The organism is Streptomyces sp. NBC_00104 (assembly GCF_045160825.1).
Classification (GTDB): domain Bacteria; phylum Actinomycetota; class Actinomycetes; order Streptomycetales; family Streptomycetaceae; genus Streptomyces.
Genome location: NZ_CP108215.1, coordinates 4431730 through 4444616, shown reverse-complemented (window position 1 = coordinate 4444616; position 12887 = coordinate 4431730). Strand labels below are relative to the sequence as shown.

Here is a 12887-nt window from a genome sequence, read left to right as displayed (position 1 = left end):
CCTTTCACAGATCGCGGGCGAGGCGGGCGATGAGGTCGCGGGACTCCGTGGGTGGGAGAGCCGTGGCCAACACTCGCTCATAGCGTCGCCGATACTGCAACAGGTGCGACTCGGTTCCGAAGAACTCCCCACGATGGGCTGTGTCGATCTGGATGGTGTCCAACTGGGGGACGGCTCCGTGCAGATAGAGCAGGGAGTACCCGTTACCGGCGAAGTCGTCGGTGTCGAAGGGCAGGACGCGTACGGTCACGTTGGCCAGCTCGGACCGTTCGAGGATCTGCTCCAGTTGCCGCCGGTTCGTGCGGCTGCCACCCACCCGGATGCGGAGAGCCGCCTCGTGGACGACCGCTTCGTACGGTGATGGTGAGGCCTGCCGCGAGCGCGCGCCCGCTACTCCGGCCTGAATCCCGGCGCGTACCAGGAAAGGATCTGCTTCCCATTCTCGTCCCACTCCAGTTCCGCGAGCGGGCGATGGCCGTCCTCGGTCATGATCCGCTTTGCTGCGAGGGAGCCGTCGGGATGCCATCTCCGGGATTCCCCGGTCGGAAATCCCCCGCGCATGGTCCCGTCGGCTCGCAGGGTGCCGTCCTCGTACCACTGTCTGACCGGGCCGTCCACGATTCCGTCCCGGTGGGTTTCCAGGCTGACCAGCGCACTGCCCTGGAATTCGACGACCTCACCGGTGAACAGCTCGCCCTGATAGAAGAGGCGCTCTCCGTCGTCGACCTCCACCCCGGGGGCGTCGATGTCGATGCGTGTCGTCACGTCAGAGGAGGTCGGTCAGGTCCGGGCCCCGGCCGTCGATCACGTCGGGTCGCTTGATGCCGTGGCCCTCGGCGCTGCCGAAGTACGTGGGATCGCCGGGCTCGGCGGGGACGCCCAGCAGCGCGTCGAGGGACCGGAGGGCTGCCGTGAGGCGTGGGGCGTTCTGTCGCTCGATGTCCGGATGCGGCTCGCCCCGAAAGTCGAAGGGGCCCCAGATGTCGTGGAAGACGGCCAGTTCCGCCCAGATCCCGGGTGCGTCGGGGGCTACCGTCAGCTCGACCAGCCGGTGTTCCCCGCGCTTCTCGCCCGTCGCGTCGAGCCAGGTCCCGGCGCCCATGACGAGGATGCTCCCCACCGACGCGTCGGGGAAGCCGGCGGGACGGCTCCGCTCGACGCGTGAGGGTACGTCCTCGTCGTCGATCGGCCCCTGGAGCGACATACGGGTGATGAGCCCGGTGCCGCCGCTGCCGTACACGAACCAGTCCCATTCGAGGCTGTCGGGTACGAGCAGCTCGTGCTCGCGCAGCACGGCGGACATTCGGGCCGCCACGGACAGCGCGGATCTCAGGCAGGGGGGCACGAAGCCATCGAGTTCCCATGTCCATGACGCGCACGTGCTGCGGGAGCGGAGGAGCGTTGACATCACTCACCACCGTCACTCACCACCGCGACCTACCACCGTCACTCACCACCGCGACCTACCACCGTCACTCACCACCGCGACCTACCACCGTCCCGTGACGGTTCAGTCGCCGTGCCCGGCGAGTTCGCGCAGGTCGTCCAGCAGGAGGGGGCGGGGCTCGGCAGTCGGGGGGATGTGGCCGGCGACCGGGTCGGCGGGCGTGCGGGCGCAGGCGGTGAGAGCCTCGGTCGGGGTCAGGCCGTGCTCGTACGACTTGTGCAGGCGGTCGAGCCAGACGAGGCCTGCCTTGCGGGCCTCTTCCCCGGCCGCCTCGCGGGGCTCGAAGCTGGCGGCGGCGTCCGCGTCCGAGGCCCAGAGGTAGCCGAGGACGCCGCCGTGGTCGGCGACGACCGGGACGTACCGGACCTGCCCGGCCCTGGACCGCTTGTAGCCCACGGAGTCGAAGACGGGTCCGTGCCGGAAGACCTCGGTGCGCCTCGGGATCTCGAAACGGGACCACACGTCGGAGGGGGAGCCGTCCGGTTCGAAGAAGTTGTCGACGCCCGTCTCGGTCGGCCTGCCGAAGTACGTCGGGTCGTCCGGGTCGATCTCCGCGTCCAGCACCTCGGACAGGTCGCGCAGTGCTGCGGCCAGCCGTGGGTAGTTCGCGGCGTGAACGCCGGCCTGAGGGCGCCCCTCCAGGTCGTACGGCATCCAGGCGTCCGAGAAGGTCCTGAGGTCGGCGGTGACGTAGTCCAGGAAGGCCGAGGCACCGAGCACGAACAGCCGCTCCTCGTGGGTCTCGCCGTCCGCGTCGGGGGTCCGTACAACACCGTGGCAGACGATGTCGGCGTACACGGCACCGATCTCGCCGGGGCGCAGCTCCCCCTCGATCCGGGCAGCCAGTGTCCGGACCGTGTCGGCGGCGGACGGCACCTCGCCGAGCGGGAGGTCGCCCTCGAAGAGGCGGTTGTCCGAGCCGCCGGCCTCGTGGACGGACACATGGACCGTCGGAGCGCCGACGGCCAGCCGGTGCCGCGCGAGAACGGCATACGCGCCGAGCAGGGCCTGGAGGCACTCCGTGACATCACTTCCGTTCTCGGTGTCGCGTCCCCAGGTCCAGCGGGCGACAGGGGTGCTGGCGATCACAGTGCTGCCTCCGGCATGAACGTACCGTCGGGCGGGATCCGCATGACCCCGTCCTCGACACGGATGATGAACTGCACGTTGGTCTTCCCGTACACCTCGGTGAGCCGCTGTGCCGTCCTCATGGCCGCATGGTCGGCCATCGTGCCTTTCGTGTCGACCACGAACGTCTTGAAGTCGGCACCGGACTGCGCCAACTGCTGCATGTTGTCGAAGATCTTCTTGACGGTCCTCTTGGGGTTCGCGACTTCCTTGAACTGGTAGCCATGGACGTTGCCGGCCGCGTCCCGGGCCATGACGTCCAGGTCCGTGCCCTCGCCGGTCCTGACTCCGGGCTTGATGTCGAAGCCGCCCTTGACCTCGAAGGAGATGTCGCGGACGCCGCTCTCGTACAGCCGGTTGCCCAGGCGCAACTGCTCGATGCCACCGGACATCTTGTCCGCATGGGCCAGGCTGGAGACAGTCTGGTCGAAACCCGTGGCGCCGTCGAAACGGCCGGACGCGATGGTCTCGGCGACCTCCCGGCCGGCGGGATGACCGGCCAGGTTGTCCAGCACCCGCTCCAGGTCGCCGGGCTTGACCTTCGTCCCCCGCATCTCCTGACGGACCCGGTTCTCCAGCTCACCGCCGCGCTCGAACGGCTGAGGGTCGCCGTCCTGCCGCTCCCAGCCACCGGGGTCGTTCGCCCCGTCGTCGGCGGCACCCGTGCCGCCGCCCGGCGGATCCTGCGGAGGCCCACCACCCGGGCCGTCGCCGCCACCGGGGCTGTCGGTACCGCCGCTGCCGGGTCCGTCGGTCCCGCCGCTGCCCGGCGTCTCCCTGTGCCCGCCACCCGCAGGGGTCTCCGTAGGCCCGCCGCCCGGCGTCTCGCCACGACCGCCACCGCCCGGCGTCTCATGACTGCCGGCCGGTCCCCGGCCCAGGTCATCGGCGCGGCCACCCGGCAGGTTGTCACCGCGCCCGCCCGGCAGATTGTCCGTACGCCCGCCCGGCAGGCCGTCGTCCCCGACCCGCCCCACAGCCGTACCGCCGTCGCCGACCTTCGCCCCGGCCCCCACCAACTCCGGCTGAGGCTGCGAGACATCGGCGCCGCGCTCCGCCGCGGTCCCCTCGTGCTTGATGCCGTTCAGGGACTCCCGCACCGTGCCGTCGGCGTTGTGCACGAGCAGGGTGTCGGTGTCGAGGTAGACGACCTCGCCCTTGGGCGTCTCCATGCGGACGCTGTTCTCGGGGGTCAGGCCGGCCGGGAGGTCGTCCGTGATGTTCGGCGCGTCGGCGATCTGGTACGTGCCCTCGCCGAGCCTGATGTGCGTGCCGTCGGTGATGCCGCGCAGGCTCGCCATGACGTCGCTGATCTTCACCGCCGTCGCGCCGACGCCCTTGGTGATGTACGTCATCGGGTCGACGATCCTGCCGGCCTTGCCCGCGAAGGAGATGGCCTTGGCGATGGCGCCCGCCTTGCCCGCGCCGGAGACCGCGCCGCCCGCGCCGCCCGTGAAGATCGTGGTCACGACGTTGAAGGTCACCGCCCCGGCCGCCCGGGCCGGGTTCTTGCCCCACTCGTCGTAGGCGATCAGCGCCTTGCCGGTCTCCACCACGGCCGTACGGGAGTCGCGCAGCCAGGAGGGCAGCTTGTCGTCGGGGGCCAGCCAGTACGCGGTGCCCACCACCGGTACGGCGGTGATGAGGATGCCCGTGGCGAGCTTGCCGAGGCCGACCCAGGCCTGGCCCGCCGCGTCCCAGCCGTTGAAGCCGACCAGCGTGCCGAGGCCCTTGATCGTGCCCCACACACCGTCGACGACGAAGCCGACCGCGAAGTCCCAGACGTGCTCGTGGACGTAGTACCAGGGGTTGGACTCCTCGACCGGGTCGCCCCAGGGCAGACCGCCGACGTTGTCGAGGTCCTCGCCCCGGTAGCCGTACATGTTCTCTTTGTTCGAGCCGTCGTTGACGACGAGCGCCTCGCCGCCGACCAGCGCGACGATCTTGTTGTAGCAGTCGCGTTCGGCGGCCTGGAACGCGGCGTACGTGGCGTTGATGTCCGAGCGGCGGTTGTTGTTCTCCTCGACGAGGTCGCCGTCGGCGCGCCACTCGTCGTCGCCCTCGATCTTGCTGCGGAAGGCGATCGCGTCCCGGCGGAGCTGGTCGAACTTCTGCTTGAGCGGGCCGACGGCGGCGGCGTACGTGTCCAGCGCCGAGGCCACGGTCTGAAGTTCGGTGGCGAACTCGTCACCCTTGGCCGCCACCGGCGCGGTCGTCGCGAACAGCGCCTCCGCCTCGGGCGCCTTGTAGTACGCGGAGAGGCCGCCGAAGCGGGTGTGGATCGCCGAGCCCGAGTCCTTCAGGGAGGTGCCGGCCGAGCGGACGCCCGCGATGTTCTGGTCGAGCAGCTCCAGGTTGCCGGTGAACTCGGGGACCTCCTCCGGGATGACGGGGATGTCGTCGCTCACTTCGGCCCCTGCCCGCCGTTGCCGTCGACACCCGGCGGGGGAGGCACCACCGTCGCCTTGAGGGCGTTGGCCTGATGCGTGGCGGCCATGTCCAGGTCGCCGGTGACGTAGGCGTTGGTGGCGTCGGCCGCGCCCTGCACGGAGTCGATGGTCCGCTGCGCCATGTACGCCAGCTTCTGCTGCCGCTCCTGGAGGTAGCTGCTCAGCGCCGCGGCGACCGGGCCGACCGGCACCCGGGGCGTCCCCGTGGCCACCGGCCCGATCATGGGACCGTTGAACTGGCCGCCCGGCACGGCCGTACCGGCCGACTCGGCAGCGCTCGCCATGTTCGTCACCAGTGAGTTGGCGGCCTTCTCCAGGCCGCCCGCCGCTTCACCGGTCGAATTCAGCGTGGTCTGCACGTTGATCGGATCGATGTCCCAAGCCGGCACCGTCGCTACCCCCGTAACGCCCTGTCGGACACGTCGTACTGTCGTCGCCGTACTGTCTGTCGTCGTCGAACTTGTCGTTCTGCTCGTCGTTGACTTCCCCTAGTACACACGAGCAAACGGCACCGGACAGTTCCCACTTCGCGTCGATTCAGTCACAGGCGCTGACGCCGCTTCGTCCAGCCCGCCCACGCCGAGGAGATCATGTCCTCGACGCCGTACCGCGCCTTCCAGCCCAGCTCGGCGGCGATCCGGTCCGCCGAGGCGACGACCCGCGCGGGGTCGCCCGGACGCCGGTCGACGACCGAGGGAGGCAGGTCGTGGCCGGTGAGCGCGTTGATGCGGTCGATCATCTCGCGCACCGAGACGCCGTCCCCACGCCCGATGTTGAGGGTGAGGTCCGTGCCCGGCGCCTCGCACAGCCGCCGGGCGGTCGCCACATGGGCCTCCGCGAGGTCGACGACGTGGATGTAGTCCCGCACGCACGTCCCGTCGGGGGTCGGGTAGTCGCCGCCGAAGATCTGCGGCGGGGCGCCCTCGGAGAGTTTCTCGAAGACCATGGGGACGAGGTTGAAGACGCCGGTGTCGGCCAGTTCGGGGGTCGCCGCCCCCGCCACGTTGAAGTAGCGGAGGGAGGCCGTCGACAGCCCGGTCGCCCGGCCCGTGGCCCGCACCAGCCACTCGCCGACCAGCTTGGTCTCGCCGTACGGGCTCATCGGCGCGCACGGCGTGTCCTCCGTGACGAGGGCCCCGTCCCGCGCGGCGGCGGGCATGCCGTACACGGCGGCGGAGGACGAGAAGACGAACGACGCGACCCCGGCGTCCGTGACGGCCGACAGCAGGGTGCGCAGGCCCTCGACGTTCTCCCGGTAGTAGTGCAGCGGCAGTTCGACGGACTCGCCGACCTGCTTCTTCGCCGCGAGATGGACGACGCCGGTGACGCCACGATCACGGATCACCCGGGCCAGCCGCTCGCCGTCGAGGGTGGAACCGATCTCCAACGGCACGCCCTCGGGCACCCGTTCGGCGATCCCCGTGGACAGATCGTCGTAGACGACGGCCTCCTCGCCCGCGTCGAGCATCGCGCGCACCACATGCGCCCCGATGTATCCGGCGCCACCGGTGATCAGCCAGGTCATGGACGACCGTCCCCTCGTAGTCAGAGCGATGTCGAGCGATGTGGAGCGATATCGAGCGATGTGGAGTGATGCGGAAGCGATGTCACAGCGATGACGCGGGTGTGATCAGGTCGGTCATCAGTGAAGCAGGCGTTTGAGGCGACGGCGTACGACGTCGGTCAATCCTCGCCAACCGGGCGCGAGCCGTACCGCGAGCGCCCCCGCGTGGGTCGCGTACGGCTGTACGAGGAGCACTCCATGGCGCGTGCTCGGCAGTGCGCTCCGGCGCAGCAGCCCGGCGCCCGCGAGGGCGTGCGCGGTGGTCTCCCGGTGGCTGCCGTCCGCGAAGCGCAGCCGCAGCCGGAGGTCCCAGGTGCCGCTGCCCAACGCGGCGAGATCCAGCGGGACTTCGGCCGTCCAGCTGTCGACGTCCGGCTCGGCGGTGAGGGACGCCGTGCCGACGAACCCCACCCGCCCGTCCTCCCGCTCGACGAACTCCACCTCCACGGTCTCCGGCCCCGCCTCCGCCATCCGCCCGTACAGCTCGTGCAGTCGCAGCCGGAGCGTCGTTCCCCGCGCGCGCGGCCGCAGTTCCGCGTCGACGGCGGCGGGCAGCAGGTGCACGGGGCGGACGAGGAGGTGGTCCAGCTCCACCTGGGGCAGGTCGGCGGACCAGACGGGGGAGCCGTCGCCCGCGCACGCGTACGGCGGTGCCAGCCGGGCCGGGCGGGCCGCGATCTCCTTGAGGCGGGCCAGGTCGCGTGGCTCCTCGGCGGCGAGGATCACCCGGGCGACGACCCGGCCGGGCGCGGGCGCCGGCGTGAAGTCACCCTCGTCGAAGGAGGCCAGGTACGCGCGCGTCAGGGCCCACCACTCGCGCCGGTACTCCGTGCCGCGCAGGTCCAGTTCGCGCGCGTACATCCGCAGGCTGTGGTCGAGGAAGCGCGTCCGCGTGGCCCGTGCCAGCCGCTTCTCGCCGGCGCCCAGGAGGATGTCGTACGACATCCGGTCGGCCTCGATACGGGCCTGCCAGTTGGCGATGCCGGAGCGGTCGAGGGAGAGGGAGAGACGGGCGGCCGACCGGCGGACGTGCCAGACGTACACCGGGTCGGGGATCAGCGCGACGCGCGGCGCGGCGGCCAGCACGCGCGCGCCGAACACGAAGTCCTCGTACGGGAAACGGCCCTCGGGGAAACGGATCGCGTGCTCGCGCAGGAAGGAGGTGCGGTAGAGCTTGTTGACGCAGAGGGTGTCGTGCACCAGGCGCGCGCGCCGGGACGGGTGCTCCACCAGCGTGCGCCGGGCGTACAGCTCGGGCTGCCAGGGGGTCTCCCGGCCGGACGGCAGCTCCCTGCGCACGCACAGCCCCGACGCGACCGGCGCGTCGTGCTCCAGGGCCGCACCCAACAGCGCGTCCACGGCGCCGGGCGGCAGCACGTCGTCACTGTCCAGGAACATCACGTACGGCGAGGCCGCGGCGTCCAGCCCGGTGTTGCGCGGGGTGCCGCAGCCGCCGCTGTTGGACCGGCGCCGAATCACCCTCAGGCGTGGCTCCGGTTCGGCCAGGTGCTCCAGCAACTCCCCGCTGCCGTCCGTCGAACAGTCGTCGACCGCGATCACCTCACGGACGGCCGGCCCCTGCGCGAGCGCCGAGCGCACGGCGTCCGCCACGTGGGCGGCATCGTCGTACCCGATGACGACGACCGAGACCTGCGCCTGCTGAAGAGCCATGGTTGCCCCGCACCTGTGAGAGGTATGTGTGCAATCTTCCCTTAAGGGAGGCTTCGCGGCCCCGTGGGGAAGATGGCGCGCGGGAGATCGGGGTTCCGTTTGAGGTTGTGGGATTCTGTCGGCGCGCTCGGGCGGCGCGAACGGGTCGGACAGGCCGAACGGGTCGGACAGGCCGAACGGGTCGAACGGGTCGAACGGCTCGGGTCGATCGCCGAGCGGGTGACGGTCAGTCCGTCGGCTCCTCCAGCGCCGCCTCGTCCAGGGCGACCGTCAGGCGGTCCAGGCGGTCGCGCAGATCGCGGATCTCGTCGATGTCGAGGGTCGTCGCGGAGACGATCCGGCGCGGCACGGCCAGCGCGCGCTCCCGCAGGGCGGTGCCCTCCTCGGTCGGCCGCACCACCACCGACCGCTCGTCGCGGGCACTGCGCTCACGCCGTACGAGACCGGCCGCCTCCAGCCGCTTGAGCAGTGGCGAGAGGGTTCCGGAGTCGAGCCTCAGATGCTCGCCCAGCTTCTTCACGGGCAGCTCGCCCCGCTCCCACAGCACCAGCATCACCAGGTACTGGGGATAGGTGATCCCCAGGTCCTTGAGGGCCACGCGGTAGACGCTGTTGAAGGCGCGCGAGGCGGCGTGCAGGGAGAAGCAGATCTGCCGGTCGAGACGGAGGAAGTCCTCCTCGGAGACCTGCCCGGAGACCTCCTCGGAGATCCCCTCGGGCATGGGAGCGGCACTTGTGGTCATGGGTCCAGGATAACGCCTGCCCGCCATTTAGTTGTGGACAATTGAATTGTGTGCTCTACTGGAGTCCGTGAACGGCGGTCGGACCGGACCGCCGGACGTGACATGACCTGTGAAAGGGATGGTTCTCCCATGGACGCGCTCTACACCGCTGTCGCCACCGCCACCCACGGCCGCGATGGTCGCGCCGTCAGCAACGACGGCAAGCTCGACCTCGACCTGGCCCTCCCGGTGGAGCTCGGCGGCAACGGCCAGGGCACCAACCCGGAGCAGCTCTTCGCCGCCGGCTACTCCGCCTGTTTCGCCAGCGCCCTCGGCCTCGTCGGCCGCGCCGCCAAGGTCGACGTCAGCGACGCCGCGGTGACCGCCGAGGTCGGCATAGGCAAGCAGGGCGAGGGCTTCGCCCTCAAGGTCACCCTCCGCGTCGAACTTCCCGACACCGTCGACGAGGCCACCGGCCGCAAGCTCGTCGAGCAGGCCCACCAGGTCTGCCCCTACTCCAACGCCACCCGCAACAACATCCCGGTCGAGCTGGTCGTCGAGTAGGTCCGGCTGTTCGGGAGGGGCTGAGACCCGCTGGTCAGGGACGCGGGAACCGCGCGTCAAGCCCCCACCGGCCGTCACGTCGCGGATCGCTCCGAACCACCCCCTACGGAGCGATCCGCGCCAGCACTTCCCCGGTCTCGGGACTCCAGTCCACGACCACCGCCTCCTCCGGCACCCGCTGCCACCGCGACAGCACCAGCCACCGCACCCCGTACCGCCGCGCGATCACCGCCCGCCCCGCACGCGAGGACGCGGGATCCAGATACGCCCGGACATCCGCGTACCGCCGCACCCGCTCCCCCTCCTCCACCGCGGGATCGGGCCAGGTGGGTGCCGCCATGTTCACCCCGTACCCCGCGATCGCGCGCCCCGCGAAATACCCGTCGGTGATCAGCACGTCGCCCGCCCGCACATGCCGCGCCACCCAGTCGTACGAGGGCCACCGCGGCGGCTGCTCGAAGCCGACGGGGTCGAGCGCGGGCGGCACGACCGTCCCGGCCTGCACCGTGAGGAACCCCGCGCACGCCCCCGCGGCCGCCGCGCCCCCCAGCGCCCGCCGCGCCCACTCCCACGGCCGGGGCGCCGCCAGCTCCACCGTCAGGGCGAACTGCGCGGGCACCGCCGCGAGCCCCAGCACCCGGCCGTACGTGTAGTGCCCGCTGACCCAGCCGTACGCCACCACCAGGCACTCCGCCGTGAACATCAGCACCAGCGGGTCCCTCCGAGACCTGCGCCCCCGCACCCACAGCGCCGGCAGCCCGAGCAGCGCCAGCCAGAGATGTCCGGCCGCGCCCTCGTAGAGGGTCCGGTGCATGCCGTCCACGCCCGTGTTCCCGGCCAGCGACAGGATGTCGTAGTACGGCCACGAGGCCGCGACCGCCAGGGCGACCGCTCCCGTCAGCGTCCAGCGCCCCACCAGCGGCCCCCGCCACCCGCACTGCCAGGCCGCCACGATCGCCAGTGCCCCGGCCACCGACGCCACGGCCGTGATCGGGTGCACCAGCAGGATCAGTCCGTACAGCGCGCCGAGACCGGCGTACGCCCCCACGCTCCCGAGGCCGCTCGGCCCGACGTACCGCACCCGCCAAGAGAACCCGCCGCCCCGCGCGCGTTCCCCCGTCCACGCCCACGCCCAGAACGTCAGCCCGATGGCGAACGTCGACGGATAGCCGAGGGTCGTCGCCATCGACATCAGCCCGAGATAGCCGCTCCACAGGACCCGCTCGGTGCCCCACAACAGCGTCATGAACGGCAGCGCGAGGACCGGTGCCCACGGCCGGGGCGTCAGCACACGCACGAAGCGGCCGATCCCGGTGAGCAGCACCACCAGGTTCACCGGCCCGGCGAGCTTCACCAGCGACCAGCCGCTCAGCCCGGTCAGCCGTGCGAGGGCGCCCTGGGCGACGGTGTACGGGGAGTAGTAAGGGCTGCCCGCGCCCGGCAGGGCGGCGGTGGGGTGGGCCGGGTGCAGCAGGTCCCAGCGGAGCCGTTCGACGACCGCCGCGTGCTGGCCGGCGTCGCAGCACAGCGGCACCCGCCAGTAGGCCAGCGTCATGACCAGCCAGAACAGCCCGCCCATGACGACATACGGGGTCGGCCGCCGGGTCAGCCAGGTACGTCCGCCGCGCAGGGCGGTGACCCCGAGGGCGACGCGACGACCGGAAGGGTGACCGGTCTGGACTGTCTGAGGCATTTGCCGTTTATTCCCGATATTTTCATCCGGGTCGGCGGCTCAGCGCGCGGTCACCACATCGAGTGAGCGGCGGGGGGCGGTGATCCGCTCCAGTGACAACGGCAGCCCCAGCACCGGCAGCAGCCACGCCACCACGATCAGCCGGTCGCCCCAGATGGTGATGTCCGGGTGCCCGGCCTGGTTGAGGATCCCCGTGAACGCGCCCGCCAGCACGAACCACCCGAACACCGGCCGTTGCCGCAGCGCGCCCCACGCGCCCGCCACCAGCGCGGCCGGGAACAACGGCCGGGTCAGCTGCTGACGCCCCCACTCCACCCAGAAGCCGAGCTCCAGACGCAGGAACTCCGGCCACGGCCGGGCCCGGTCGGGGCGCGTGAAGTGGTCGGTGAGGAGGTCCTGCAGGCTCTCCGTCGCCGCCGGGTAGTGCAGCAGCCTGGCGAGCGCCAGCGTGCACACCACCGCGCCCGCCGAGACCGCCCCGACCGCCCGCACCCACGGCTCGACCCGCTCACACCCCTCTCGTTCACCACCGCGTGCGCGCAGCGCGACGACCACCGCGCACGCCCCCACCAGACACACCCCCAGGAACAGCGCCTGCGAGTGCTTCACCGTGAACAGCGCCGACAGGGAGCCGCCCACCAGCGGCACCCCCGTCCGCACGCGCCCCTCCATCGCCAGGGCACACCCCCACAGCGCGGCCAGCGTCAGGGCCAGCAGCAGTCCCTCGGTCATGGGCCGCATGGCGGTCGTCCCGCACGGGAGGACGTAGTAGAGGGCCTGGCCGGTGAGGGCGACGGGGGCCGGGGCGCGGACGGCGCGCAGGACGAGGAAGGCCAGCACACCCCCGGCCGCCGCGATCAGCACACTCGCCAGCCACACGCCCCACATGACCCCGAACACCGTGACGAACGGGGCCAGCAGCACCGGATACCCGGGCCGCACCTCGAAGATCCGCTGGAACCGCTCCGAGGTGAACGGCGCGATGGGGCCGCCGGTCTGCCCGGCCGCCAGCCGCCGGTCGACCGTCCGCCACAGCTCCCGGCGGCACTCCTCGGCGACCCGCGCGGCCGGGCTCGGCGCGCGGAAGCGCACCACGTCCACGCTGTGGTCGCGGGCGGCCGTCGCCGCCCGGCTCCCGCAGTAGTGGTCGATGGTCCCGGCCGCCGACTCCCGCAGGCTCGCGCCGCCGAGAGTGAGGGCGTACGAGACGTAGTTCCTGGTGTCGGGGGTGGCGCGCCCGGTGACACCGGCGAACTGGAGCAGTGCGAAGCCGGCGGCGAGCAACAGCACCCACGCCCGCACCCTCATGACCACACGAGGCCGGTGGCCGTCGACGACCCGGCCCGCCCCGGCGCGGGAACCGCCTGCGCCGCCTCACCCGGCATCACCGTCCGCACCACCCGCTCGGCCGCCCGCCCGTCGTCGAACTCGCAGTACCGCTCCCGGAAGCCGGCCCGCGGCCGAGCCGACTCCGTGTCCTGCCACTGCCCGGAGTCGAACAGCCGGGCGAGCTCACGGTAGGAGCGGGACCGGTCGTCCACGGCGATAACCTCCAGGTCCCGGTACGACTGCTCCAGGACCGAGTCGAGGCACGCGCGCAGGAAGCCCCGTACCTCGACGACGGGGACGATGACACTGAAACGGGGCAT

Annotated in this window: 13 protein-coding genes; 1 reads left to right on the top strand and 12 read right to left on the bottom strand. The window is 71.6% G+C overall.

The genetic code is table 11. From position 1 onward, the window contains the following. Nucleotides 1–4: 4 nt before the first annotated feature. The 9 genes from OG272_RS19465 to OG272_RS19425 all read right to left on the bottom strand — a co-directional run bounded on the left by OG272_RS19465 (nucleotide 5) and on the right by OG272_RS19425 (nucleotide 9002). Nucleotides 5–451 carry a Scr1 family TA system antitoxin-like transcriptional regulator gene (locus tag OG272_RS19465; protein ID WP_405894224.1) on the bottom strand — a complete coding sequence of 149 codons (447 nt, stop codon included), beginning with the start codon at nucleotides 449–451 and terminating at the stop codon, nucleotides 5–7. After that, complete coding sequence (locus tag OG272_RS19460; protein ID WP_327729438.1) at nucleotides 391–765, bottom strand: hypothetical protein; 375 nt, start codon at nucleotides 763–765, stop codon at nucleotides 391–393. The genes OG272_RS19465 and OG272_RS19460 overlap by 61 nt, the downstream gene beginning before the upstream one ends. A gap of 1 nt (nucleotide 766) precedes the next feature. Next, nucleotides 767–1408, bottom strand: coding sequence for a hypothetical protein (locus OG272_RS19455; protein ID WP_405894222.1), 642 nt, complete (start codon nucleotides 1406–1408; stop codon nucleotides 767–769). 102 nt (nucleotides 1409–1510) lie between these two features. Beyond that, nucleotides 1511–2536 carry a hypothetical protein gene (locus OG272_RS19450; RefSeq protein ID WP_405894220.1) on the bottom strand — a complete coding sequence of 342 codons (1026 nt, stop codon included), beginning with the start codon at nucleotides 2534–2536 and terminating at the stop codon, nucleotides 1511–1513. Next, entirely contained in the window at nucleotides 2533–4983 is a 2451-nt protein-coding gene (locus OG272_RS19445) for a hypothetical protein (RefSeq protein ID WP_405894219.1), read from the bottom strand. Before OG272_RS19445 ends, OG272_RS19450 begins: the two co-directional genes overlap by 4 nt. Then, nucleotides 4980–5414 (bottom strand): DUF6507 family protein, encoded by a 435-nt coding sequence (locus tag OG272_RS19440; RefSeq protein WP_326582384.1) that lies wholly within the window; start codon nucleotides 5412–5414, stop codon nucleotides 4980–4982. The genes OG272_RS19445 and OG272_RS19440 overlap by 4 nt, the downstream gene beginning before the upstream one ends. A gap of 152 nt (nucleotides 5415–5566) precedes the next feature. After that, nucleotides 5567–6550 carry a UDP-glucose 4-epimerase GalE gene (gene galE, locus OG272_RS19435; protein ID WP_327729442.1) on the bottom strand — a complete coding sequence of 328 codons (984 nt, stop codon included), beginning with the start codon at nucleotides 6548–6550 and terminating at the stop codon, nucleotides 5567–5569. A 117-nt stretch (nucleotides 6551–6667) separates the two neighbouring features. Continuing rightward, nucleotides 6668–8260, bottom strand: a complete 1593-nt coding sequence (locus OG272_RS19430) for a glycosyltransferase family 2 protein (protein WP_405894216.1) — start codon at nucleotides 8258–8260, stop codon at nucleotides 6668–6670. A 226-nt stretch (nucleotides 8261–8486) separates the two neighbouring features. Then, nucleotides 8487–9002 (bottom strand): MarR family transcriptional regulator, encoded by a 516-nt coding sequence (locus OG272_RS19425; protein WP_326582387.1) that lies wholly within the window; start codon nucleotides 9000–9002, stop codon nucleotides 8487–8489. A gap of 129 nt (nucleotides 9003–9131) precedes the next feature. On the opposite strand from OG272_RS19425, the gene OG272_RS19420 reads away from it, so the two are divergent. Continuing rightward, a complete protein-coding gene (locus OG272_RS19420) occupies nucleotides 9132–9545 on the top strand; it encodes an organic hydroperoxide resistance protein (protein WP_037703658.1) in 414 nt (137 codons plus the stop codon). Between the two features lie 103 nt (nucleotides 9546–9648). On the opposite strand, the gene OG272_RS19415 is transcribed toward OG272_RS19420, so the two are convergent. Genes OG272_RS19415 through OG272_RS19405 form a run of 3 tightly spaced genes read right to left on the bottom strand, consistent with a single transcriptional unit; the run spans nucleotide 9649 to nucleotide 12887 of the window. Continuing rightward, nucleotides 9649–11238 (bottom strand): hypothetical protein, encoded by a 1590-nt coding sequence (locus OG272_RS19415; RefSeq protein ID WP_327729444.1) that lies wholly within the window; start codon nucleotides 11236–11238, stop codon nucleotides 9649–9651. A gap of 39 nt (nucleotides 11239–11277) precedes the next feature. Beyond that, nucleotides 11278–12546, bottom strand: coding sequence for a hypothetical protein (locus OG272_RS19410; RefSeq protein ID WP_405894213.1), 1269 nt, complete (start codon nucleotides 12544–12546; stop codon nucleotides 11278–11280). Next, entirely contained in the window at nucleotides 12543–12887 is a 345-nt protein-coding gene (locus OG272_RS19405; RefSeq protein ID WP_327729446.1) for a CDP-glycerol glycerophosphotransferase family protein, read from the bottom strand. Before OG272_RS19405 ends, OG272_RS19410 begins: the two co-directional genes overlap by 4 nt.